Annotated in this window: 23 protein-coding genes, 2 tRNA genes and 1 CRISPR repeat array; of the genes, 10 read left to right on the top strand and 15 right to left on the bottom strand. The window is 66.7% G+C overall.

The features are described from left to right. Positions 1 to 7: 7 nt before the first annotated feature. Positions 8 to 1,003, bottom strand: a complete 996-nt coding sequence (gene selD / locus ACTWNK_RS03010; protein ID WP_474301955.1) for a selenide, water dikinase SelD — start codon at positions 1,001 to 1,003, stop codon at positions 8 to 10. A gap of 33 nt (positions 1,004 to 1,036) precedes the next feature. On the opposite strand from selD, the gene selA reads away from it, so the two are divergent. The 3 genes from selA to selB all read left to right on the top strand — a co-directional run bounded on the left by selA (position 1,037) and on the right by selB (position 4,559). Further along, positions 1,037 to 2,353, top strand: coding sequence for an L-seryl-tRNA(Sec) selenium transferase (gene selA / locus ACTWNK_RS03005; protein ID WP_474301954.1), 1,317 nt, complete (start codon positions 1,037 to 1,039; stop codon positions 2,351 to 2,353). Between the two features lie 10 nt (positions 2,354 to 2,363). Then, positions 2,364 to 2,459 (top strand) — tRNA-Sec (locus ACTWNK_RS03000). A 198-nt stretch (positions 2,460 to 2,657) separates the two neighbouring features. Further along, positions 2,658 to 4,559, top strand: coding sequence for a selenocysteine-specific translation elongation factor (gene selB / locus ACTWNK_RS02995; RefSeq protein WP_474301953.1), 1,902 nt, complete (start codon positions 2,658 to 2,660; stop codon positions 4,557 to 4,559). A gap of 24 nt (positions 4,560 to 4,583) precedes the next feature. Here the strand turns inward: selB and ACTWNK_RS02990 are convergent, their stop codons facing one another. Further along, a complete protein-coding gene (locus ACTWNK_RS02990) occupies positions 4,584 to 5,480 on the bottom strand; it encodes an RNA polymerase sigma-70 factor (protein ID WP_474301952.1) in 897 nt (298 codons plus the stop codon). Positions 5,481 to 5,578: 98 nt separating this feature from the next. Here ACTWNK_RS02990 and ACTWNK_RS02985 point away from each other — a divergent pair, with 98 nt between their 5' ends. Next, positions 5,579 to 6,034 carry a MaoC family dehydratase gene (locus tag ACTWNK_RS02985; protein ID WP_474301951.1) on the top strand — a complete coding sequence of 152 codons (456 nt, stop codon included), beginning with the start codon at positions 5,579 to 5,581 and terminating at the stop codon, positions 6,032 to 6,034. A gap of 16 nt (positions 6,035 to 6,050) precedes the next feature. On the opposite strand, the gene ACTWNK_RS02980 is transcribed toward ACTWNK_RS02985, so the two are convergent. Together ACTWNK_RS02980 and ACTWNK_RS02975 are read right to left on the bottom strand one after the other, a co-directional pair. Next, positions 6,051 to 6,683: a response regulator gene (locus ACTWNK_RS02980; RefSeq protein WP_474301950.1), complete on the bottom strand. Its 633-nt coding sequence runs from the start codon at positions 6,681 to 6,683 to the stop codon at positions 6,051 to 6,053. A gap of 38 nt (positions 6,684 to 6,721) precedes the next feature. Then, complete coding sequence (locus ACTWNK_RS02975; RefSeq protein ID WP_474301949.1) at positions 6,722 to 7,954, bottom strand: sensor histidine kinase; 1,233 nt, start codon at positions 7,952 to 7,954, stop codon at positions 6,722 to 6,724. Between the two features lie 133 nt (positions 7,955 to 8,087). Here ACTWNK_RS02975 and ACTWNK_RS02970 point away from each other — a divergent pair, with 133 nt between their 5' ends. Both ACTWNK_RS02970 and ACTWNK_RS02965 read left to right on the top strand, forming a co-directional pair. Beyond that, positions 8,088 to 8,645 (top strand): hypothetical protein, encoded by a 558-nt coding sequence (locus ACTWNK_RS02970; protein ID WP_474301948.1) that lies wholly within the window; start codon positions 8,088 to 8,090, stop codon positions 8,643 to 8,645. Between the two features lie 57 nt (positions 8,646 to 8,702). Then, positions 8,703 to 8,778, top strand: a tRNA-Arg gene (locus ACTWNK_RS02965). 92 nt (positions 8,779 to 8,870) lie between these two features. Continuing rightward, positions 8,871 to 9,564: a CRISPR direct-repeat array (repeat unit 30 nt; unit sequence GTTGTAACCCCTCGTAGGGGCGATGAGCAC). Positions 9,565 to 9,731: 167 nt separating this feature from the next. Here ACTWNK_RS02965 and ACTWNK_RS02960 read toward each other — a convergent pair. The 8 genes from ACTWNK_RS02960 to ACTWNK_RS02925 all read right to left on the bottom strand — a co-directional run bounded on the left by ACTWNK_RS02960 (position 9,732) and on the right by ACTWNK_RS02925 (position 17,674). Further along, positions 9,732 to 9,938, bottom strand: a complete 207-nt coding sequence (locus ACTWNK_RS02960; RefSeq protein WP_474301947.1) for a CRISPR-associated endonuclease Cas2 — start codon at positions 9,936 to 9,938, stop codon at positions 9,732 to 9,734. Beyond that, complete coding sequence (gene cas1 / locus ACTWNK_RS02955) at positions 9,884 to 10,915, bottom strand: CRISPR-associated endonuclease Cas1 (protein ID WP_474301946.1); 1,032 nt, start codon at positions 10,913 to 10,915, stop codon at positions 9,884 to 9,886. The genes ACTWNK_RS02960 and cas1 overlap by 55 nt, the downstream gene beginning before the upstream one ends. A 65-nt stretch (positions 10,916 to 10,980) precedes the next feature. Further along, positions 10,981 to 11,478 (bottom strand): CRISPR-associated protein Cas4, encoded by a 498-nt coding sequence (locus tag ACTWNK_RS02950; RefSeq protein ID WP_474301945.1) that lies wholly within the window; start codon positions 11,476 to 11,478, stop codon positions 10,981 to 10,983. Next, positions 11,475 to 13,853 (bottom strand): CRISPR-associated helicase Cas3', encoded by a 2,379-nt coding sequence (cas3, locus tag ACTWNK_RS02945; RefSeq protein ID WP_474301944.1) that lies wholly within the window; start codon positions 13,851 to 13,853, stop codon positions 11,475 to 11,477. The genes ACTWNK_RS02950 and cas3 overlap by 4 nt, the downstream gene beginning before the upstream one ends. Next, the gene (gene cas5 / locus ACTWNK_RS02940; protein ID WP_474301943.1) at positions 13,853 to 14,515 is read right to left on the bottom strand and encodes a CRISPR-associated protein Cas5; all 663 of its coding nucleotides are present in this window, start codon (positions 14,513 to 14,515) and stop codon (positions 13,853 to 13,855) included. The genes cas3 and cas5 overlap by 1 nt, the downstream gene beginning before the upstream one ends. Next, positions 14,512 to 15,540, bottom strand: coding sequence for a type I-B CRISPR-associated protein Cas7/Cst2/DevR (gene cas7i, locus ACTWNK_RS02935; protein WP_474301942.1), 1,029 nt, complete (start codon positions 15,538 to 15,540; stop codon positions 14,512 to 14,514). Before cas7i ends, cas5 begins: the two co-directional genes overlap by 4 nt. Beyond that, the gene (locus ACTWNK_RS02930) at positions 15,537 to 16,949 is read right to left on the bottom strand and encodes a hypothetical protein (RefSeq protein ID WP_474301941.1); all 1,413 of its coding nucleotides are present in this window, start codon (positions 16,947 to 16,949) and stop codon (positions 15,537 to 15,539) included. Before ACTWNK_RS02930 ends, cas7i begins: the two co-directional genes overlap by 4 nt. Further along, entirely contained in the window at positions 16,946 to 17,674 is a 729-nt protein-coding gene (locus ACTWNK_RS02925) for a CRISPR-associated endoribonuclease Cas6 (protein ID WP_474301940.1), read from the bottom strand. The genes ACTWNK_RS02930 and ACTWNK_RS02925 overlap by 4 nt, the downstream gene beginning before the upstream one ends. Positions 17,675 to 18,884: 1,210 nt before the next feature. Between ACTWNK_RS02925 and ACTWNK_RS02920 the strand changes: the two genes are divergently transcribed. Next, on the top strand, positions 18,885 to 19,241 hold the full coding sequence (locus tag ACTWNK_RS02920; protein ID WP_474301939.1) for a phage integrase N-terminal SAM-like domain-containing protein: 357 nt from the start codon (positions 18,885 to 18,887) through the stop codon (positions 19,239 to 19,241). 50 nt (positions 19,242 to 19,291) lie between these two features. Then, positions 19,292 to 19,498: a hypothetical protein gene (locus tag ACTWNK_RS02915; protein WP_474301938.1), complete on the top strand. Its 207-nt coding sequence runs from the start codon at positions 19,292 to 19,294 to the stop codon at positions 19,496 to 19,498. Positions 19,499 to 19,948: 450 nt separating this feature from the next. Here the strand turns inward: ACTWNK_RS02915 and ACTWNK_RS02910 are convergent, their stop codons facing one another. Next, positions 19,949 to 20,701: a GntR family transcriptional regulator gene (locus ACTWNK_RS02910; protein ID WP_474301937.1), complete on the bottom strand. Its 753-nt coding sequence runs from the start codon at positions 20,699 to 20,701 to the stop codon at positions 19,949 to 19,951. An 8-nt stretch (positions 20,702 to 20,709) separates the two neighbouring features. Then, entirely contained in the window at positions 20,710 to 21,132 is a 423-nt protein-coding gene (locus tag ACTWNK_RS02905) for a TIGR03668 family PPOX class F420-dependent oxidoreductase (RefSeq protein ID WP_474301936.1), read from the bottom strand. Between the two features lie 715 nt (positions 21,133 to 21,847). Here ACTWNK_RS02905 and ACTWNK_RS02900 point away from each other — a divergent pair. Both ACTWNK_RS02900 and ACTWNK_RS02895 read left to right on the top strand, forming a co-directional pair. After that, positions 21,848 to 22,222, top strand: a complete 375-nt coding sequence (locus tag ACTWNK_RS02900) for a hypothetical protein (protein ID WP_474301935.1) — start codon at positions 21,848 to 21,850, stop codon at positions 22,220 to 22,222. A gap of 85 nt (positions 22,223 to 22,307) precedes the next feature. After that, positions 22,308 to 23,087 carry a class I SAM-dependent methyltransferase gene (locus tag ACTWNK_RS02895; protein WP_474301934.1) on the top strand — a complete coding sequence of 260 codons (780 nt, stop codon included), beginning with the start codon at positions 22,308 to 22,310 and terminating at the stop codon, positions 23,085 to 23,087. Between the two features lie 33 nt (positions 23,088 to 23,120). Here the strand turns inward: ACTWNK_RS02895 and ACTWNK_RS02890 are convergent, their stop codons facing one another. Next, entirely contained in the window at positions 23,121 to 23,462 is a 342-nt protein-coding gene (locus ACTWNK_RS02890; RefSeq protein ID WP_474301933.1) for a hypothetical protein, read from the bottom strand. Positions 23,463 to 23,491 lie beyond the last annotated feature (29 nt).

The raw sequence follows: 23,491 nt of genomic DNA, 5'->3' as shown, positions 1-23,491 counted from the left end.
ACGGCGCTCAGCGTACGACCACCGTGTGCTCGCCGCGCGGGAGCAGTTCGCCGATCACCGTGCCGCCGGGTATCTCGCCCGCGATCAGCAGGCCGCCCGAGGTCTGCGCGTCGGCCAGCAGGACCAGCAGGTCCTCCTCCACCCCCGAGGCGTCCAGGTGCGGCGCCACCCACTCCAGGTTGCGCCGCGAGCCCCCGGGCACGTACCCGTCGCGCACCGACTGCCTGGCCCCCTCGATCAGCGGCACGGCCGAGGCGTTCAGCACGGCGGTGACACCCGACGCCCTGCCCAGCTTGTACAGATGGCCGAGCAGCCCGAACCCGGTGACGTCCGTCGCGCACCGCACACCGGCGGCCAGCGCCTCGGCCGAGGCATCGGCGTTGAGCGCGGTCATCACCTCGACCGCCTGGGCGAACGTCTCGCCCGTCGCCTTGTGCCTGTTGTTCAGCACGCCCGAGCCGATCGGCTTGGTCAGCGACAGCGGCAGCCCCGCCGTGCCCGCGTCGTTGCGCATCAGCCTGCCCGGGTCGGCCACACCGGTCACGGCCATGCCGTACATGGGCTCGACGCCGTTGACGCTGTGCCCTCCGGCCGTGTGACAGCCCGCGAGCCCGGCCACGTCGGCGCCGCCGCGCAGGACCTCGGCCGCGATGTCGTACGGCAGGCCCTCGCGCGGCCAGACCAGCAGGTTGAGGGCGACGAGCGGACGGCCGCCCATGGCGTAGACGTCGGACAGGGCGTTGGCCGCGGCGATCCGGCCCCAGTCGTAGGGGTCGTCGACCACGGGCGTGAAGAAGTCGGCCGTGCTCACGATCGCGGTGTCGCCCCGCAGCGAGACCACGGCGGCGTCGTCGCCGGCCTCGGTGCCGACGATCAGCTCGCCGAGCGGGTGCGCCGGACCTGTGGCGCCGAATCCGGCGAGCATGGCCTCCAGGTCGCTCGCCGGGATCTTGCATGCGCAGCCGCCGCCCTGGGCGTAGTGCGTCAATCGCCGCATGATCATAATCTAACCCCATGAAGCGGCCAATTGTTGATCATGTCTGATCATCGGCGGCTCGTTCCGCGCACCGATGCCGTACTGGCCGATCCGGTGCTGGCCGAGGCGCTGGCCAGGTACGGGCGCGAACGGGTCAAGGCGGCCGTGCGCGAGGCCCAGGACCGGGCCAGGGCCGGAGCCGTCGCGCCCGAGGACGTCGCCACCGCCGCGCTGGCCGAGTTGAGCGGGCACGGGACCCGTCGTGTGATCAACGCGACCGGCGTGCTCCTGCACACGAACCTCGGCAGGGCCAGGCTGTCGGCCGAGGCCGTCGCCGCCGTCGTCACGGCGTCGGGCGTCACCGACGTGGAGCTCGACCTGGTCACCGGCAGGCGCGGCCGGCGCGGCCGTGGCACGACGGCCGCACTCGCCGCCGCCCTGCCCGCCGCCCAGGCCGTGCACGTGGTCAACAACAACGCCGCCGCACTCGTCCTGGCCGCCACCGCGCTCGCCCGCGACAGGGAGATCGTGATCAGCCGCGGCGAACTGGTCGAGATCGGCGACGGCTTCAGGCTGCCCGACCTGCTGGCCTCGACGGGCGCGAGGCTGCGCGAGGTGGGCACGACGAACCGCACCTCGGCCGACGACTACCGCGGGGCGATCGGGCCGCTGACCGGGTTCGTACTGAAGGTGCATCCGTCGAACTACCGGATCGAGGGGTTCGCGGGCACGCCGTCGGTCGGGGAGCTCGCGGCCGTGTGCGCGCCGACGGGCGTCGCGCTGGTCGCCGACGCCGGGTCCGGCCTGCTGCGTCCCGAGCCGCTGCTGCCCGGCGAGCCGGACGTGAGCACCTGGCTGGCCCAGGGCGCCGACCTGGTCACCGCGAGCGGCGACAAGCTGCTGGGCGGCCCGCAGTGCGGTCTGCTGGCGGGCCGGGCCGATCTGGTCGAGCTGCTGCGCCGCCACCCCCTGGCCAGGGCCCTGCGCGTGGACAAGCTCACCCTGGCCGCCCTGGAGGCGACGCTGACCCTCGGCACGACCCCCACGCGGCAGGCGCTGCACGCCGACGTGGGCGAGCTGTGGCAACGGGCCAGGTCGCTGGCCGCACGTCTGGAGTCGCCGGCCGCACGCCTGGAGGGGCACGTGCGCGCCGAGGCGGTGCACAGTACGGCCACGGTCGGCGGGGGCGGCGCGCCCGGCGTCGAGCTGCCGAGTGTGGCGCTCGCCGTGCCCGAGAGATACGCCGAGCCGCTGCGGCTGGGCGATCCCGCCGTGCTGGGCCGGGTGGAGCACGGGCGCTGCCTGCTGGACCTGCGTGCCGTACCGGCCGAGGAGGACGAGGAGCTCTTCGCCGCTCTTGTACGGGTATGTCAGTAGGATCCGCCGTGGAGGCGTCCAGGTGTCTGGTGGCCCTCCCGGTCTTCAAAACCGGTGGCGCCGAGCATCTCGGCGCGGCGGGTTCGATTCCCGTCCGCCTCCGCCAGATCGTTCCTGCCCCTGCCCTTCTGTACGGGTCTCAGGGGCGCCACAGAGCTCCGGTGAGGCCTGGAGGGCGAATGACGGTCGGCGGGGTGCCTGAAGGCGCTCGCGCGAGGCTGAGAAGGCCCGGTGCCGGGGTGGCCTGCGCCTCACGGCGGGTGATCGGACCCGCTCACACGATCCTGACAAGGCCCGGTGTCCCGTGCTGGTGATCGCCACCGCCGGGCATGTCGACCACGGCAAGTCCACCCTGGTCAGGGCGCTCACCGGGATGGAGCCCGACCGCTGGGCCGAGGAACGCCGCCGCGGTATGACCATCGACCTCGGCTTCGCCTGGACGAAGCTGCCTTCGGGCCGCCAGGTGGCCTTCGTCGACGTACCCGGCCATGAGCGCTTCGTCACCAACATGCTGGCCGGGGTCGGCCCCTGTCCCGCCGTCATGCTCGTCGTCGCCGCCGACGAGGGCTGGCGGGCCCAGTCGGGCGAACACCTCGCCGCGCTCGACGCACTCGGGGTACGGCACGGGCTGCTCGTCGTCACCCGGAGCGACCTGGCCGACCCCGCTCCCGCCATCGCCGAGTCCAGGGCACGGCTGCGCGGCACCGCCCTGCGGCACGTGCCCGCCGTCGCCGTCAGCGGCAGCACCGGTCAGGGCCTGCCCGACCTGGCCGCCGCCCTCGACGCCCTCGCTCCCACGCTCCCGCCGCCCGACCCCCACGCCTCCGTACGCCTGTGGGCCGACCGTGTGTTCACCGTGACCGGGGCGGGAGTCGTCGTCACCGGCACGCTCGCGCACGGCACGCTTCGCGTGGGCGAGAAGCTGCTCGTGTCCGGCACCGGGCGCACGGTCCAGGTACGCGGCCTGCAGACGCTCAACCGCCACGCCTCACACGTCCCCGCCACCGCCCGCGTCGCCGTCAACCTCCGAGGCGCCTCCCGCGACCTGCTGTCCAGGGGTACGGCTCTGCTCACCCCTGGGGCCTGGCTGGAGACCACCGTGCTGGACGTACGGCTCTCGCCCGGCGATCCCCCGAAGGGCGACCTGGTGCTCCACGTCGGCTCGGCCGCGGTGCCCGCCCGGCTCCGCCCCCTCGGCGGCGACACCGCCCGCCTCACCCTCGCCCGTCCCCTCCCCCTCCGCGTCGGCGACCGCGCCCTGCTCCGCGACCCCGGCCGCCACACCGTCCTCGTCGGCGCCCTCGTCCTCGACCCCTGCCCTCCCCCTCTGCCCCGCCGCCGCGGCACCGCCACCGCCAGGGCGCACGCACTGGCCGCCGTCCCCGGTACGCCCGGGGCCGGGGATCTGCTGCGCTGGCACGGGCTGCTCAGCGGTTCCACATTGGGGGCGATGGGGGTGCCGCCTTCGGGAGAGGTCGAGGCGGTGTGGGGGGATTGGTATGCCGATCCGGGACATTGGGGGGAGCTTCGCCTGGCTCTTTGGGAGGCGGTGGGCGGCCAGGCACAGGGGATGACGCTGGAGGCGGCCACACAGGTGCTGGGGTTGCCCGATCGGCGGGTCACACGGGCGTTGGTGGAGGGGGGTGGCGCTCGGGGGGAGCGGTCCCACGGGGGGTTGCCCGGCGGGTCGCCATCCGCGGCGCCAGGTCCACGGGAGGACGCCGGCCGGGGCGAAACGCTTTCTGACCCCCCACCCACGCACCCGGGCCCGCATCCACAACCCGGCCAAGCCGAGTCCCCCGCGCTGGTCATCGTCGCCGGTGTGGTCAAGCGAGCCACCCCCCAGGCCCCCTCCCCCCTCCCGACACACCTGCGCAAGCCCGCCGCCGCCCTGCAAGCGCACCTGCGTGCCCACCCCTTCGACGCCCCGAGCGTCTCCCGTCTCGGGCAGCTCGGCCTGACGGGCAAGGCACTCGCCGTACTCGCCAAGTCGGGGGCGGTGCTGGTCGTGGCGGAGAACGTGGTGCTGCTGCCCGACGCCCCCGACCGGGCGGTGGTGCTGCTGCGCGACCTGGGAGCCCCGTTCACCGTGAGCCAGGCGCGAGTCGCCCTGGCCACGACGCGGCGTGTCGCCGTACCGCTGCTGGAGCTTCTCGACCGGCGAGGCCTCACCCGGCGGCACGACGACGACACGCGTACCTGCTGACGAGCGGCCTGCTGACGAGCGGCCTCACACCTCCCGCGGCACCCCGGCGACGACCTGGCGAAGTTTGTCGGGATTGGCGATGATCCGAACGCCGATCACCCGTCCCTCGTCGTCGATGTCGGCCGTCATGACGGACAGCGGTCGCCCGGCGCCCCACACGACGGCGCCGAGCCCGCCGTTCAGCTGCCGCATCTCGGTCGTCATCCCCGAGACCGGCACCCCCTGGTACGACCGTCCCGACACTCCCACCAGCCAGGCTGCCACCTTCGACGCGCCGCTGATGGGCCGCAGTGCGGCGCGTACCTTGCCGCCGCCGTCGGTCCACAGCGTGACGTCGGGGGCGAGCAGGGCCATGAGCTCGTTCAGGTCGCCGCCGAGCGCCGCGCCGAAGAACTTGTCGGTCACCGCCTGCCGTTCGCACCTGCCGCTGCGCATCCTCGGCCTTCTGGCGTGCACGTGCTCCCTCGACCGGTGCCCGAGCTGGCGCACCGACGCCTCCGACCTGCCGATCGCCTCCGCGATCTCGCCGTAGGGGAAGCCGAACACCTCCTTCAGCACGAACACCGCACGCTCCAACGGCGTCAGCGTCTCCAGCACGACCAGCATCGCCATCGACACCGACTCCGCGAGCTCCACGTCCTCGGCGACGTCCGGGCTGGTCAGAATGGGCTCGGGCAGCCATGGCCCGACATACGCCTCACGCTGCACCCTGGCCGAACGCAGCTGGTCGACGGCGAGATTGGTGGTGATGCGTACCAGATAGGCCTTGGGCTCGGCGACGTCCGCACGGTCGGCGGCCGTCCACTTCAGCCAGGCGTCCTGTACGACGTCCTCGGCATCGGCCGCACTGCCGAGCATGCGGTACGCGACGGCGAACAGCACGCCCCTGTGCTCCTCGAAGACGCTCGTTGCATCCACCATGACACCCCCTACCCTGTCGTCATCCTTCACGACGGGACAGAGCGCGCGAATGTGACACCCCTCTGGAATCGGCACCCCGGCTGGAATAATGTTCCGCTATGCGGATCTTCGCGAACCTCACCGCACTACGGGACGCCGTGGGCGAGACGATCGGCCCGAGCGAATGGCGTACCGTCACCCAGGACCAGGTCAACCTCTTCGCCGAGGCCACGGGCGACCACCAGTGGATCCACGTCGACCTCGAAGCCGCGGCCAAGGGACCGTTCGGCGGCCCGATCGCGCACGGCTATCTGAGCCTGGCGCTGCTCCCGGTCCTCGTCAGGGAGATCCTGAAGGTCGAAGGCGTGGCCATGGGCGTCAACTACGGCCTGAACAAGGTCCGCTTCCCCGCCCCCGTCCCCGTCGCCTCCCGTGTCCGCGCCTCGGCCACCGTACTGTCCGTCGAGCCCACCCCGAACGGCTACCTGTCCGCCCTGCGCGTGACGGTCGAACTCGACGCCTCCCCCCGCCCGGCCTGCGTCGCGGAGACCCTGACGCTGTTCGTACCGGCGTAGAGCCCTCCCCCGGTGGTCACGCTCCCACGCCGTCCGAGAAGTGGATCGCCGCCTGCACCCGGCTGCGCAGCCCCAGTTTGTTCAGCACCCGGCTGACATGCGTCTTGGTGGTCGCCTCGGCCATGTCGAGCTCCTCGGCGATCTCGGCATTGGACAGCCCGCGCGCCACACACGCCAGCACCTCACGCTCCCGCGGCGTCAACCCCTCCACCTCGTACGGCCTGCGCCGCTCGGGCTGCACCGAGAACGCCGAGATCAACTTCCGCGTCACACTGGGCGAAATCAGGCCATCCCCCCTGGCCACCAGCCGTACCGCCTCCACCAGGGCCTCCGCATCGGTGTTCTTCAACAGGAACCCGGCCGCTCCGGCGCGAAGCGCCCCGAACACATACTCGTCGAGGTCGAACGTCGTCAGCATCAACACATCGGCGGCCCCCGCGATGGCCTTCGTGGCGGAGATCCCGTCCAGCCGGGGCATCCGGACGTCCATCAGCACGACATCGGGCGACAACTCCCGCACCAGGGCCACGGCCTCCTCGCCGTCGGCCGCCTCCCCCACGACCTCGATGTCGTCGGCGCCGTCCAGGATCAACACGATCCCGGCCCGAACCGCCGCATGATCATCAGCAACCAGAACACGAATGGTCATACGCCCTCCCGGCGCCTCACAGATACCCAACCCGCCCCTCACCCCCTCGCCCACAACACCGAGGCGAACCTCCCGGCCACCGCCGCCTCAGGCTCCCCCTCCCGCTCCCTCGCCCCCACACATTCGTCCTCGGGCAACGTCGTGTCATCCGTGGGCAGCACGGCCGCCACCTGCCACACCTCGCCCCGCACGCCCGCCTCGAACGTCCCCCCGACCAGCACCGCCCGCTCACGCATCCCGATCAGCCCGGCCCCCGACCCCGGCAGCCGCGAACGCCCGTCGTCCACCGGGTTCACGACGGACAGCACGACCTGATCGACCTCGTAGGCGACACGCACCTCGGCCCGTGCGGCACCATGCTTGAGTGCGTTGGTCAGCGCCTCCTGCACAATCCGATATCCCGCCAGATCAATCGAAACCGGAACCTCACGCACCCCGCCCTGCGTACTCAACCGCGTGCGCACCCCAGCATCGGTCGACCGTTTCACCAGGTCGGCGATGTCAACCAGCCGGGGCCGCGTGGCCTCGCCCGAGGTGTCGTCACCCGCCTGACGCAGCAGGCCCACCATCGTCCGCATCTCGGTCATGCCCTGCAGGCTGTTCTCCCTGATGGACTCCATGATCTTCCGTACGGCCGCCGCGTCGAGGTCGCCCCGCGACAACATCGCCGTCGACTGGATCGCGATCGCACTGAAGTGATTGGCGATCATGTCGTGCAACTCGCGTGCCATACGGGTGCGCTCGGCCGTGACGGCGGCCTGCCGGTCCAGCTCGGCCAGGTGCGCGACCTGCTCGGACCTGGCCCGCTCGGCGGCGGCCCGCTCCCGCTGCTGCCGCAGGTAGAACGCCGTGATCACCGGCGTGACCAGCACCAGCGCCGCCTGCACGCTGCCGAGCGCCAGCCAGAACCACGTCTGCTGCACGAACCCGGCCACGATCCCCGCCCCGACCGCGAGCACCGAGGTGACCCCCAGCAACAACCGCGCCATCCGCGCCGGGCCGTACAACGCCGCCGCGTACAGGTTGTCGGTGAACACGATCACCGTCCCCAGCGACGGCCCCGTGAACAGCATGTCGATCACGATGCCCACCACACCGAGCCCGAGCGCGCCCAGCGGCGCCCGCTTGCGCACCACGACGCCGAGACAGGTGAGCGCCAGCGGAATCGCGGCGGCCCACATCGGCACGGGCCTCGGCCAGCCGGCCCCGCCCGCCAGCAGAACGAGCCCGACGGCGAAGGCGGCCAGACCCGCGAGCACGTCTCGTCTCATACTCTCCATGAGACCACCCGCGACCGACCGTTCCCTCCACCGAGGGGGCAGCCTGTGGATACACCGAAGGATGTACACAGGCTTCCTCAGGCGTGATGGCGAAAACGCGGCATTTGTCCACCAGGCTGGACACATGGTCCTAGCCATCATCATCATCTGCGAGGTCGGCTTCTGGGTCCTGCTCGCCCTCGGCCTCGCGAGCCGCTACCTGTGGAACATGCGGCGACTCAGTACGGCGCTGCTCATCGGCGTGCCGCTGCTCGATGTGATCCTGCTGGCCGCCGCCATCGCCGACATGCGCGCCGGAGCCACAGCCGACTGGCGTCACGGCCTCGCCGCGGCCTACATCGCGTACTCCATCGTCTTCGGCCACCGCACCATCCGCTGGGCCGACGCCAAATTCCACCACCGCTTCGCAGGCGGCCCCCGCCCCGTGGGCCCACCCCCCGGCGGCATGGCCCGAGCCCGCTACGAATGGGCCCTGTGGATCCACATCCTCCTGGCCGCCGCCATCGCCACCACCATCCTGTACGGCCTGGCCTGGCTCGTCGACGACCCCACCCGCACAACAGCCCTGACGGACTTCATCTGGGTCGTGGGAAGAATCGCCCTCATCGCCCTCATTTGGCCGATCAGCTACACCCTCTGGCCCAAGAAGGACAAGACCCCCCAGCCCACCCCACACCCCTGAAACCGGTAACCGGTTCGATCCACCCCTCAAGACCCGCTATGCTTGCTTACACAGCGAGCAGCCGTAGCTCAATGGATAGAGCATCTGACTACGGATCAGAAGGTTGGGGTTTCGAGTACCTCCGGCTGCACCAGCTCAAAGGCCCTCCGGGATCATCCCGGAGGGCCTTTTGCATGCGGTACAGCCGGAGGTGCAGCTACGGGCGGGCCGTGCCCAGCTCTACGCGTTGCAACCCCTCGTAGGGGCGATGAGCACGTCAGGTGGCTGTCCACCGGCGGGCCGGTGGGCGGCATGTTGTAACCCCTCGTAGGGGCGATGAGCACCTGCACGGACAACAGCGGGTACCGGACGAATATCTAGTTGTAACCCCTCGTAGGGGCGATGAGCACGTGAACCGCAGTTCCACCGCACACGTAGAAACGCGGTTGTAACCCCTCGTAGGGGCGATGAGCACGTCAACCAGATGCGCGCCGCCGTCGACACCATCCTGTTGTAACCCCTCGTAGGGGCGATGAGCACTGGTCTGGGGCCCCCACATACCCTCTGGGGCATGATGTTGTAACCCCTCGTAGGGGCGATGAGCACGGCTGAACCGCTGTGACGGTGCGGTCGTGGGTGGCGTGTTGTAACCCCTCGTAGGGGCGATGAGCACGGGCGACGCAGGACATCATCACCCTCGACGCCGTGTAGTTGTAACCCCTCGTAGGGGCGATGAGCACGCACGGACCTGCGTGCCCGGACAGCGGACGTGATCACGTTGTAACCCCTCGTAGGGGCGATGAGCACGGGTGCGGGGCCTGCGCAGTCCGCCGCGTTTGTGTGCGGGTTGTAACCCCTCGTAGGGGCGATGAGCACGTCGGCATCGTCGCGACGGTCGTCGGGTCATCGAGTTGTAACCCCTCGTAGGGGCGATGAGCACCCCAAGGTAAAACCGCAGGTGAGTAGGCGTACCTAGTCGCGCAATAGTGGTCGGATTGCAGTGAACCTCCGGTCGTGCATGTGGACTGGCGGGTCTGCTGCATTTCAACCAAGATCACCCAGCTTAGGTCCGAACACTGGCACTCGCCAGGCAGTCACTCTGCGGACTCAGATGATGTCACTAGGAGCCGACTGAGCCACGCCCCACTCCTGACGCTCCGGCAAGGTCCCCGGCGGAAACGTGAACACCAAGACACTGTCGTACCCAGCGTCGATCACCTTCTCCACCTCGGACCGGAACCGCCGCACCTGGGCAACGCTCAACGCCCCCTCAAACACACTCCGCTGCACATGATGCAAATACCGTCGGCACACCCGCAGAATCTTCGGATTACGCTCAGCCAGCGTGTCGTACACGACCACCACGTACACAGCGTTTCACCACCAAATCCGAAACGGTTTGTAAGAGGTGCCCTCCAGGCAGGTCCGGGTGAGCTGAAGCGCTTCGAGGTAGAGAAGCTCGTCATAAGCGACCTTACGCCCGAGGCTACGATGTTGAATGTCACGGCGAGCTCATCGCGGACCGTCTGGACGACAAGCTTTCGACCAGCGTCACTGAGCATCGCCTGATTGACACCGACGTCGAAATGATGCGACTTAAGCTGTCCACGCCCCGACAGCCGCAGCAGCAGTCTCTCAGCGAACAGCGGTTTGAAGACCTCCGCGAGGTCCAGCACAAGAGAGTGGCGCTGGCGCTCCATACTGCTATGAAGGAACGATATTCCGGAATGCAGCGGAGTGAGCCTGATCGCGGTTAGAAGCCGAGCGTAGACGATGCCGTTGACATAGCTGATGAACGCATTCCCCGCGTTCGCTGGAGGGCGGCGACTGCGTCCGTTAAGTTGCAGCCATTCCGGCAAGCGGGTGTCGAGCACTGCCCACGCCGATCGGCGGAAGGTACCTTCAGCACCCATGAGTTCCTCGCGACTCGTCGCCTCGGCTGCGGAGGTTTCGAGGACGGCCATTGGACGAGTGAGCAGCTTCCGATCGATGACACGCCGGATGTTAACCGCAGCAGAGACGACCAGTGCGCGCCCAATAGCCAGGGACGCTTCCGAGTCACCAGCAAGACGTGCTTGTGCGATGACAGTCTCGCCAGACGTACTGGTATCCGAGGTGAGCAACGAGCCGGCATAGTCGCCGTAGTGACTCAGGAAGTGGACATTGATCCGATGCTGATTGAGCAGAGAGATTACTGCAGTGTTGATTTCGATAGATTCACATGCGACGATGTCCCGCACGTCGGTAATGGGGATATGAACCGGCGTGCCATCAGCTCGCTCTATGAGCAAGGACTGATCCTTGCGACGAATTCTGCAGGCTGTCGTCAGCCAATACGTTCGAGCCGCAGCAGGCGTCATTCATTCCAACAGTAGTCGAGATAGGAACAACCTCGGCATTTCGTGCGCGACACAAGCGGAGGCGATACAGGAGCTGAGATCACGCGCAGGACTTCAGAAATATCCTCCTGCGCCTGCCGCTCCTTCTCCTCCGTATATGGAATTCGCTTGGTTCGTCGCGTCTTCGGATAGTGAAGAATTCCCCCCTGAGCAGGGATGCCGACCGCGCGAAGCCGCAAGCAGTAGTGCATTGCCTGCGCTTCATCGGCAGAGGAAGGGCCAGATGATGACTTCACCTCGTGCACCCATGCGCGACCGTCAACATGGTCGAGTTTCGCGACGCCAAGATCGACCGGAGTGGTGCGGGTATAGCTGGTCTCATGTACGGCTTCGCCGAGCTGAACACTTGCATTGAGATGTTCGGGGCGGACTCCTCGCACATACAGCCACAGCTGGCGAGGGCAGTGGTATAGGTATTTGATGTGTACACCTCCGACATCGTCTGCCCTGATCACAGCACCTCTCCAGGTTGATAGGACTGCGCGACTGGGCCGGACACGGATAGAAGTCCACGCTCGGGGTCGTAGTCACCGTTGATGATTCGCACGTCGAGTTGACGCTCGTAGCGGGTGAGCTTGCCGGCCCAGTGCGGCATCGGGATCAGGAGTTCCTCGGCGAGCAGTCGCCCAGTCTTGCCACCGGCCTGACCCAAGGCTTCGGTATAGGCGTCGATATCGTCCTGGAGGATGGCCTCCGTGCCATCGAAGAGCGTGTCGAATGCCTCTGCCAGTAGGGATCGGTCGTCAAACGGGTGGTCGAACTTCAGAAAGGCTGTTTCGAATTCGTCTCTATGCGCGCGGACCTCCCGCCGCCATTGGCTGCCCCAATCTGAGGCGTAGATCTCATCCAGCCAACCGGTGGCATGTCGCTCATCCACGTCATCGCCCTGATGACGACAGAGGATCTGCCACGCGAGATCCACGGGTTCGCGCGGGTAGACACCATCGGCGTACTCCTGCGGGCGGCTCTTGTTCCGGCGAGCGTAGACAGGAGCATGAACGATCACATCTCCAGGAGGCCGTTCCGCGACTCTGTTGACCCGGCCGAAGCGCTGGAGTAACGCTTCCAGCGGCGCACCGGACGTGACCAGCACGTCGAAGTCGACGTCCAAGCTGACCTCTACGGTCTGGGTCGCCACCAGAAGGCCGGGCAGTCGAGGGGTACGGCGGGTCCGGAATCGCTCCCAGATCCGAGACTCGATCCGCGATCTATCTCCCCGTTTGAAGCGAGCGTGCAACAGCATCGCGGCCTCCTCACCGAAGAGGTCGCGGGCAAGCGGCGCCAGTTCGTCGAACAGCTGCTGCGCCGCGGCCACGTTGTTGGCCACAACAAGCACCGATTGCCCATCCCGCAGCCGACCCTTCATCTCCTCGACGGCCGCGGCATCGGTGAGGTGATGATGCCGGAGCCTGAGCCGGTGCCGCACAGGCAGGCCCAAGTCCGAGGCATCGATGCAGCTAACCTGCTTCTCCAAGGTCTCAACGACCAGGTCGGCAAGCGCCGTCGGCAGAGTCGCCGACAGGACGGCGATGCGGCCACCGATGCGCTCCCACAACCGAGCAGAAGCCAGGATGAAGCCGAGACGCCGTGGATCGTAGGCGTGCAACTCGTCCAGGACGAAGACAGAGTTGGCCGCGTCGATGAGAATGCTGGAATGCGTAGCCCCGGCCAAGGCTCCCCGAAGCAATTGGTACGGCGTGGCCACGCGGACCGTTTCTTGAAACAACTTGGTCGCAGCCGCGCGAGCAACGGCCTTTTGAGCAGCCGTGACTTCGTCCTCACCACAGATGGCGGTTCTCAGGTGGTAGGAGGCCGCGCGCGAATGGGCCACACCGACGGCGTCGGCCGCACCGAGTTGAAGCTCGTCCAGCATGGCGTCGAGGCGCTTGGCCATGGCATTGATCGACGCCAGATAAGGCAGAGCGAAGAAGACCCGTGGGCTCCCGCCTGTCGCGTCGGCGATGGCATCTACTTGGCAAGCCGCCCAGAGTAGACCCGCCTCGGTCTTACCGCTGCCGGTCGGGGCCCGGAGCAGAAGATGACCATCAATCAGTGCGGCGTCGTTCTGAAAGCTCCATAGCTCTCGGCCCTTCATCGTCCAGGCTCGTTCCAGCGCGGGCCGGAAGCGAGCATCGATAGGTTGGCGCGAGTGCAACGTGCCGTCTGCGGATGAAAGATGATCCGCGAGAGTGACGGCTCCCTGGACAAGCACAGCCGCGAGGCCGAGGCCGTCGCCTTCGAGGTCGCCGTCCCATTGATCCAGCATCTGGTCCAGCAAACGGCAGGCAGCATCGACCAGATCAGTGTCGCCGTCGGCGTCGCTGACGGGCAGGTGCGCGTTTCTAGCCGTCTCGGCCAGCCACGCAGCAAGCTTGGCTGCCTCACCTTGTGGAATCACGCCGATCTGGGCAGCCACGATTGCGGGGCTCACGGCGCCATATAGGTGCTGGAGCGATCTGTGGTTCCCTGTCAAAGGGCGATGATGGGTGATCACTCCCGTGGCCGTCCACATCCGGAGCAGTGGATCGGCAATAAGGGCAGGCAGAAAGCCCAGAGAGAGCAGCTCATGCCTGTGTCCCCAACTGCGAACGCGCCCCCGAAGCATGCGCTGGAAACCGTCCGCCAGTTTGCCGGCATCATGAACCAAAGCGGCCAGCCGTACCGCCGACCAGAACCGCTCCTCGGTCAGATCCTCCGCGAATCTGATACGACCTACTCGCCGCTGGAGGGCGCCAGCCGCGTTGAGCGTGCTGAGCAGATGCGACGTCAGCGACTCAGCAGGGCGGCCACGTTGCGCGCTCTTGGCCAAGAGGTAGGGAACCGGGTCCATCAGCTCACCGGCGTCGGCTGCGCATGACTCGGATGCGCCGGAGGAAGCAGGATTACCGCGCGGCCATGCTCGTCGGAATAGCTATCGGCGATCAGTTGGTCTGCAACACCGGTGACAGAGAACCGGTATGCGTCCCAGCGGGTACGAGTCCGGTCGAGGCTAACCGCAGTGGGCAACCGCATCAGAGTTCCCATGTGAGTCGCCTCGGCCGGGACGAGCGCGCCGCCCTGCGTACCTGCCTCATCGGCGAGGCGGACACGCGTCGTTCGTACTGACACGAGGTCCTGGCTGCGTCCGAGCCGGAGCGGCCAGACCGGGCGCCTCAGACGTCGCTCCCACAGGGGGATCTCATCGAGGAGCCACACCGTCAGGGTCACGTCAGCCAGGAATTCCCGGGTACGCGGGGTGGGGTCGGCCTTCTTCCCCGTTGCGTCGAGGGGGTGGTACGTCTCCAGGTCCACGCCCTTGCCGCGAGCGTGGAATGCCATGGCAAAGCGAAACGCGGGGTCGACATTGCTCCATCCACCGGCGGCGGCGGACAGAAGACCGCCGACCGTGGAGGGTGGTGGACACGGCAAGCCCACCTGAACCCCGGCATACAGCGGATTGCGGAAGGAGACGATCGGTGCGGTGACCGTCGCCTCCAACGCTTCCATCGTCATGCTGTCGCGTCCTCGAACCACGAGTCGTGCGCTCCACCTTCGACGGCGTCGGCAAGACCGTTGAGGATCTTCCGCGGGTGGTCGATGCGGATCTTCCCCTCAGTGATGAGGTCGTCCAAGTCAGTGATCGCTTTGTCTCGCAGTTCGCCAAGGAAGCCGGGCGCCCAGCCGAGAAGCACCTGCCCGTCCAGTTCGTCGGCCCACTCCCCGATCTCCTCGCGCAGCACGTCGGCGGCGAACACACACCGGCCATTGCGTGAAGCGAGGATGCGGGTGAACGGATTCGTGCCGCCCTTCATCGGGGCCAGCAGCACCATTGCCGGCGTCCGGTCGCCATAGTGCAGGGATTGTTTGGCACCGCCACGGACCGCCGACATACCTCGCAGCAGCACCGCCGTACGGCGACGACGTTCTTCGATCGACAGTCTGAGCGAGGAAACCCCGCGGAAGGTCGTCTCCTCGGCCCCCAGGTCTTTGGCCTCAGATGCCGCCTTGGCTGTAAGGGCGACCTTCAGCCCTGAGCCATCGACCTCGAAGACGCCGATTCGGGGAAGGTCGAGAAGAACATCGCCGGCGAGTTCTGCTGAATAGAACTCGTGCTCGTGGATAACCGGATTCTCCCCGGCCCCGAAGCCGCGGCTCATCGTGCCCCAGTCCTGCGTCGGCTTGCGCGGCGACACCGAGAGGAACGTTCCTGTCGCCAGGACGGTGTCCCGCTGGCAGGTGCCCTCGCCCTTCAGCGCCACCATGTAGCCGAACAGGTCGTCGTCGAGGAACTGGTCAGGTCGGCCAGCCGTGTAAGCCTGCTGCTTCTTCCCGGTCCCGGTTCGGGTGACTGGAGATCTCGGCTCGTCCCACGGGAGGGAATCGCGCAGCCAACGACGAAACGCCTGCGCCGACACATAGGGGTGCGCATCTCGGCCGATGTACACCTGCTTGACCTTGGCGACGTTGTCTTCACCCTGCCCGTTGTTCGGGGCGCCCGCGACGATATCGAGCGCGATCTTGCCTGCCAGGTACGTCACTCGTCCTCCTCACCGTCGGCGTAGTGCCGATCATCGTCATGTATCTCGTTCTCGTCGGCCATTTCTGCGACCAGTTGGGCGCCGTCCTGCGGCCTCCAAGCCTGGCTATGGAGTTCTTCCAGTACGGCTACCAGCAACATCTGACGGTGGAACCAGGCAGGGGTGTCCGAATTCGGGTCAAAGAGCAGCTCGAATGCCCGTGTGGTCACCAGCGGCCCGTCTTGTTTGTCGGGGGAATCCAAGGCCCAGGTGACGGCGCTTCGCTGAAGCCAGGCGCGCATTCGCTTGGTGTCCTTGAGATTGGCGTGAAATTGTTTGAGTTTGCCGCCGGACTTCTCCGACGCGAGCAACAGCGCCACCTTCGCTGCCGTTGCCTTGATCTCCGCTAGATCCTTTGGATTCACATTCATCACCTCGATCACGAACGAGAAGCACAGATTGGCCAGCGCGGCGACGTCTTGCGGTACTCGGCCGCCTTCGTCCAAACGCGACGTCATGTAGCGCGCACACGTGCCCAGAATTCGCTCCGGTGCCCTAAAGGCGTTGCGTGCGAGGGCTACGATGCCGGGCCGGTCTTTGAAACGGTGAGCCTGCAATAGCGCGCCGAAGCCGGAGCGCCGGTCGGGTTGCCGCGACGTACTGCGCATCCACTCAGCGAGCGGCTGATCCAGCGCGTAGATCTCCAGGCTCTGGCCTTTGTTGTTGTTGCTGAACACCATCAACTCGACGCCCGCGGTGACTCGCTCGCCATACTGCCGTAGCGCCCACAAGGCAACCGCCTCGCGGGACACAGCTCCCTTGGCCTGCTGCCCCACTGCGATGGCCCGTCGATTGCGGTTGAGCTGACGCGAGACCGTGTGCGAAAGGAAGCGGTCATCCCAGCTGTGCAGTGCGATCGCCGGCCCGCCTGTCAGCGCGCACCCATACGGCAACGCGTAGAAGCTGGACACACATGACCAGCACAGCGCCATCCCCTCATGGCCACGAGGAGTCGAGTTCCGATAGATGTGGCTCTCGGCCAAAGGCACATCGAGCTTGCCGAAGAACTTGACCGCCTGCCGCCCACACAGCACACAGGTCGCAGCAGGATGAACCGAAGGCTCCGGCCTGGTGCGCCACTTGCGCACCGCCTCTTCGATCTGGGCGTCCGACTTCTTTCCATTGGACGGGTGGAACATCGGCGAGTTCGGAAAGAACGACAAACTCGACTTCAGCCAGAAGGCGTCTTCTCGCTTGGTGTCCCTGACCAGCGCGGCGGTGACCGCGTGCTCAGTGATCTCGCCCATGGCCTTGCCCAAGGCCGTATCGTTCACCGTCGCCGGCTTGGAGCTGCCCGCGAGCTTGGCCAGAGCAAACGCGCCTACCCGTTGCAGGGGATGAGCGGTCAACGCCAGCGACACATCGGTCATGCCGTCACCCAACCGAATCCGGCCGCGTTGGCCTGCCCCAGCCCCCAACTCCAGATGGCCCGCAACGTATCCGGCGCCCCTCGAAGTTCGACCTCCACGGCCGCGCCGGGCTTGGCTCCCGAGCCCACGACGAACGAGCGCTTCGGTCCCACCCAGGTGATCTGCTCCAGAGTGATGTCCGGGTCGAGTCCCAGCGTCTCCGCCTTACGCCGCAGGTTTCCCTCGAAGTAGACGGCGTACTCCGGTTCGTTGGGGAGCAGCCAGGCTTGACGGGTCGCCCTAATCCCGTGTTCGTCCCTTCCGGACCCCTTCATCACAACAGGAGTCTCCGTGCGGAACCTCGCACGCCCTGAGTCGAAGTCCGGAGAGTCGATCACTTCGACCGCCCGAACCCGGAATGCGACGCCGTCCCAGTCCAGCAGTTCACGGCCCCTCAGAGCAGCCGCCCATCCCTCCACCGCCCCCAGGAGAGGGCTACCCAGCTCCCAAACACCCGGCCCCCCGGCGGCATACACACCGTGACGACGTGACGCATTGGTGAAAACGGGAGCCCCATAGCCGAACGGGACCATGCCGTGGGGGCCCATCCCCTTGTCATGCAACCATCTGCCCAGGTCCGCTGCTGTGGCGGCAAGAAGGCCGTAGGCGACACCTCGTCCGGGTGCCAGCACGCTCTTCCACGGTAACTCCGACGCCGATGTCGAAATCAGCACCTTAAGCCGCAACTGTATCCACCTCCTTCAGCGCCCTCAGAAGGGCAAGGCAGACACTATGGCGTGGCACCGACAAAAACCCAACCAACAAGCAATGATCTTGAATAGTGGGCAATTAATCTGAAATGACTGATTTGACCTTTTGGGGCGCCTAGGCCGGATGCGGGGACGAAAGCACCTAAGACTCCCTTTCGACCCGGACTGCCCAATAGCATCTTGCCGAGCTCGACGACGTCAAAGCGTGTCACAGGAGTGGACTTGCCGTGATTTACAACTTCGCACCATTTACTGAAGAATGTGTTCGAGAGCTGACTCTTTCGCGCAAGCTTGCACAAGCGACAGCACGTATGATCGCCATACTGTCAGAGCCGCCAGACGCGAACCGGCAGATACGATCTTGGCCGGATGCAGCAGACCCGCCGGTCCACGTGCACGACCGGAGGTTCGCTGCAAAGTGAGCAGGAACCCAGGCATTGACTCATGCGCCTACCTGCGGCTTTACCGTGGGGTCCTCATCGCCCCTACGAGGGGTCTCAACGTGAACAGGTTGCCGAGCAGGGACACGACGTCGCTGTGTCCTCATCGCCCCTACGAGGGGTCTCAACTAGACGATGCCCTTCTGGTCCGACTCAGGGGGTAGTGGTCCTCATCGCCCCTACAAGGGATCTCAACATGGACTTGAGCAGCTGCAGGCGCTGCAGCTCGGCCACGTCCTCATCGCCCTCATGAGGGACTCAACGCGCCGCCAACTGGGCCGTGTACTGCCCGCTGGTCCTCATTGGTCCCTATGAGGGGGCACAACCGTTAGGGGAAGCTACCGTCAGTGTCACGACCGGAGTTCTCATTGTCGTACGAGTTTCCAGCATCAAGGCGCCCTAGAGCTGAGCATGCAGATGCTTCAACATTGATCTACGGGGTTTCCTCAGGCCTTGACGGTTCTGCGGTACGGGTCCGCTTGCCCTCGAATCTGCGGGTGCCGTACAGCACGGACGTACAGCAACCCAGCCACACGACAGCCCACCCCTCCACACACCATCACACCTCTGACCAGCGCACAAAGCTCCCGACCCCACCCCCGCCGTTGTCTACGGATCAGAAGGTTGGGGTTTCGAGTACCTCCGGCTGCACTGTAGAACCCGGACCAGGGGAAACTCTGGTCCGGGTTGTCTTTTGTGCCTACCATGGCGCTCACTAACCCTCTGATCTGCCACGTGGCCTCAGAGTGGCTCCAACCCCCTGGAGCGCGCATGGCGACCTCTTCCATCCGTCTGCCCCTTGCCTGACCAGCCCGGCGAACATCCTCCTGTGGCGCGACCACGCCCGCGAGTTCAAGCTGCTGCGCCGCTCGGAGCGCACAGTCCAGGGATACGTCGAGGCAGTCGAGCAACTCAAGGCCTACAGTGATGGCGCCGACCTGGAAGAGCTCGCCAAGGCGGAGAGCGCCGGCTTCCTGCTCCACTTGATCGAGACCCGCAGCGAGATCACGACCGCGAACCGGTTCAGGAGCCGGCGGCGCTTCTACAACTGGATGGCCGACGAGGAGTCCATCGACCAGGAAGAGTCCCGATGCGCGTTTTAGGAGAACCCCAGGGCGAGGACGCCCCGATCCCCGTCCCGGCCCGCGAGGACGTGCAGAAGCTGCTGGCCATCTGCAGCGGCAAGGACCACGACAACTGCCGCGACGAGGCGATCATCCACCTCTTCCGCGAACCCGGATCCCTGCGGGTAGCCGAGCTGGCAACCCTGCTGGTCGAACGGGTGGACTCGATCAGGACGTCGTCCTCATCATGGGCAAAGGTCGCAAGTGGCGATCAATGCCGTTCGACCCCAAGATGAGCAAGGCCCTCACCAGGTACATGCGCGTGCGCGCCAAGCACGACCTCGCCCACATAGGCGGGATGCGGCTGGGGTCACACGGCAAGGAACTCACTCGTCCGGGATCTACCAGATGATCGAGCGACGATGCGAGCAAGCTGGCGTTGAGCGGATCCATCCCCATCAACTCCGCCACTTCGCCGCCGATACCTGGTTCGCCAACGGTGGGTCCGAGATGGACGGCATGCGCCAGTTCGGTGGGAGCTCCTTTGAGATGCCCAAGCGGTACGGTGCGCCAACGCCGAACAGCGCGCGATAGACGCGTCCAGGCGGCTCGCGCTGGGCGATCAGCTCTGACCATCGTGCACTTCGTGTCAACGAGTGAGCGGCCCCGACCTGCCCCGAACGGGGCCTTCAGGGTGCGCCGCCACACGGTGCCAGCGGGGCCCGCGCCTCGACGATCAAATCCTGTTAGGGGACATCGATGACGTACTCGAAGATGTGGCGGTCACCGACCGCAATCGAATCGAGCAGCTCAAGCGGTGCCCCGTCGACATCAAGCGCCTTGCGGAGGATGCGTACCACTGGGACGCCGAGACCGATCTGAAGGTCTGCGCTCTCGTCCGGCAGCGGCATACGCGCCTGCACGCGTTCAACGAAGCGGACGATACGCCGTCCCATCACATCTTCGATGTAGGCGGACGCGCCGCCAGCGATCCTGCGCGGCTCACTCAGCGGGGTGGCCCCGAACAAGGCGGCGGCGTAGTAGCCGTCGGTTCGCTGAACAGGCTCGTCGTCGACAAGCAGCAGGCGCCTCCGGACGATCACCTCATCCCCTTCGGTCAACCCCAGGTGCTCAGCTACCTCGGCCGACGCCCGGTTCGTCGAGACGTCAAGAAGCCGTTGCTCGGCCTTCTGCCCGACCGATGCCAACTGTGCGTTGAAGTTGCTGGCACCGCTCTGACGCCGCTCTCGCCAAATCGATCCAGTGGTCTGCATCAGGAGTGGCGCCTGGTGCCGGACGCGCGATCGGGCACCCTGGCTGCTGCTCAGGTGGCCCTGCGCCCTGAGCTCTGCCAGGGCCTTGCGAACGGTGGTGCGTGTGGTGCTGTATTTGGCAGCGAGCTCATTCTCGGATGGCACCAGCGCCCCTGGTGGCAGTACCCCGGTAAGGATGTCTCGCCGGAGATCGTCGGCGATACGCCTGAATGGCGCGCTCATCATGAGGGCTCCTACTCCGCTGGGCGCGCGTAGGCCCAACCGCTCCACGACGCAACGGTAGTGATCACAGCAGGGCCCGCTGGGGTGTGCCCTCGATATTGCCAGTACTTGGCGGCGAGCCGCTCAACAGCGCGCGCCCGTTCCGGCCCGTCTTCATGGATGACAGCCTTGCCGTCAGCCCGCACCCACCAGAGCTGCTCCCAGTTGTCGTTGTAGTGATCGACGATCAGGCTGACCCGACTGTTCTGGGCAATGTTGCGCAGGCGTTTCAGGTCGAGAGTCCGCTTGGGCTTGTGGTCGATCACAAACGCCACACGATCACCATCGAGGTCGAACGTGATCGGTACCAGGTGAGGACGAGCATCTGCGTCGGCCGTCCCCAGCCTGGCGACCCGAGCTTGCGCGAAACGCTGCCGCGCCTCTGCGTGATCCATTCCGCCATTGAACACCAACCCCTTTCAGTGTCTTGCATATGCAAGTACAGTGAGCCTACAGTCATCTTGCATATGCAAGTGGCCGGGCCCGGAAGGGAGACCAAGGCAGCAAGCTCCCTGGATCCCAGAGTGCGAGGTCGAACCCCTCGGCGTCCCGCTCCTCGTCCGTCACCGGCGGACTGAGCAAGAGGCGATCACGGCCTCGCTTGAGCAGGTGCACATCCGCGCGACACCGAGAGGGAAGCGAAAGCGCGGGCCGTTGCGCTCCTGCGGGAGTTTCTCGCGGCCGTGGACAAGGCAAAGGCCGACGCGCTGTCCAAGTCCGAACCCGAGGCCGAGCACGCCTCGTTCTAGATCCCCGGTCGCCGCATAGCAGCCCCGACGGCCTCGCTTCGAGGGCTCCGCGGTGACCGGGTTCGGCGGCCTCGTTCTCCATCTGGAGGGGTTCGAGGCGAGGCCGCCCCACGCCCCCTGAGCGCAGAAGACCCGCCGGGCTTGCCGGCCCGGCGAGTCCTTCCACTACTGACCACCCCAGGTGCATGAGAGGGCCGATCGATGCAAAAACTACTTAGAATCCCGGGTGCCGTCAGGTGGATTCTCCCCTGGCTGCAGCTCGCGGCGCTCCCCTTCGGCTTCGGCCTCGCGTGGACCGCCTGGCGCAACACCCGCCGCCTGCTCCGGCAAAGCGCCGGAGGGTGTCCTCGCCATTGTGGTTGTGGCGATCGCCACCGGTGTGTCCGCCGAACGCATGTGGTGTTTCTTCGGCGACGTCCTCGGCCCCGACGGCCCACTACGCCTGCTGCTGTTCACCTTCATCGAGGTCGCGATCATCACCTCGACGGTCCGCGCCAGGCGCAACATGCGCGAGAACTACTCGGCCGGCATCGACGGCATCGCGGCATGGGCGCTCACCGTGCTCGCCGCCGTCTTGTCGAGCATGGATGCCCATAGCCTGGCCGAGGCCATCTTCCGCCTCGCCGCCCCGCTGGTCGCCGCCTGGCTCTGGGAGCGCGCCTCGTTGCGACCCCTCGTAGGGCGACGAGAACAGGAAGCCTCCCGCGCCGCCCACGTGCAGTTGCTCTGGTTGTGACCCCACGTAGGGGCGATGAGCACGTGATCTACCGAATGCCCTCCACGCGTCCGCCGCCCTCAGCCACCCCCTAGGCTCCCCAGCTATGACCGACAGCCTTGACCCCGTGGCCTACAACCGGGCCGCCTGGGACCGCGAAGTGGACAGCGACAACGAATGGACGCAACCGGTCGGCCCGGAGGTCATCGCCAGGGCACGAACCGGGGATTGGTCCGTCGTGCTGATCGGCTACCAAGCGGTCCCGCATGGCTGGTTTCCGGAGGAGTTGGTAGGCGTCGAGGTGTTGTGCCTGGCTTCGGGGGGAGGGCAGCAGGGGCCGGTGCTGGCGGCGGCGGGGGCGGATGTGACGGTGCTGGACAACTCGCCGCGGCAGTTGGAGCGCGATCGGGAGGTCGCTACCCGCGAGGGGCTGGACGTCCGGACCGTGCTCGGCGACATGCGCGACCTGAGTGTGTTCCCGGATGCGAGCTTCGATGTCGTCTTCAACCCGGTTTCGACTGTGTTCTGCCCGGACCTGGCACCGGTATGGCGGGAGTCGTTCCGGGTGCTCCGCCCGGGTGGAATCCTGATGACCGGGTTCATGAACCCGGACCTTTTCCTGTTCGACGTCGCCGCGTTGGACGAGCGGGGTGAGCTCGTCGTACGCCACCCACTCCCGTTCAGCAGCCTGGACCTCCCGGACGCCGAACGGCAGCGCGCGTACGGGACCGGGCCGATCGAGTACAGCCACTCACTCTCGGGGCAGATCGGCGGCCAGCTCGCGGCGGGCTTCACGCTGACCCACTTCGACGAAGCCCCGCACCACGCGGACGCCACCGCCCGGTACCTGCCGGGCTACTTCGCCACCCGAGCCGTCAAGCCGTAAGGCCAAGCCGTAGATCATGCCGTAACCGCCCGCCTACAGCGCGAACGCCGCCGCCTCGGTCAGGCCTTCGCGGGCTGCGATCCGGCGGCGTGCCCGGACCTGCGCGCTCGTACGCGGCCGGCGTTTCGGCTCCCTGGCGCAGCCGCACGTCTCGAAGCCGTCGTAACGCAGCCCGGCCCCGAGAACGGCCGCCACCGCCGACCATTCACGAGCCTTCGACTTACGCGGCGCGGCGAAATCATGACCGGCACAGGCCATCGGCCGACGGCAACGCGTACAGAGGTGCTCCGCGTCGTCCCACGGCAGCTTGTGGCTCTGACGGCAGGGCACGCACACGTAGTGGACCTTGTAGGTGACCATCGCATACGTACACATACGGACAGCGTAGCCAGCGCACACCACGC

The organism is Nonomuraea sp. IBHARD001, from assembly GCF_056106265.1.
This window is presented reverse-complemented; position numbering and strand designations above follow the sequence as displayed.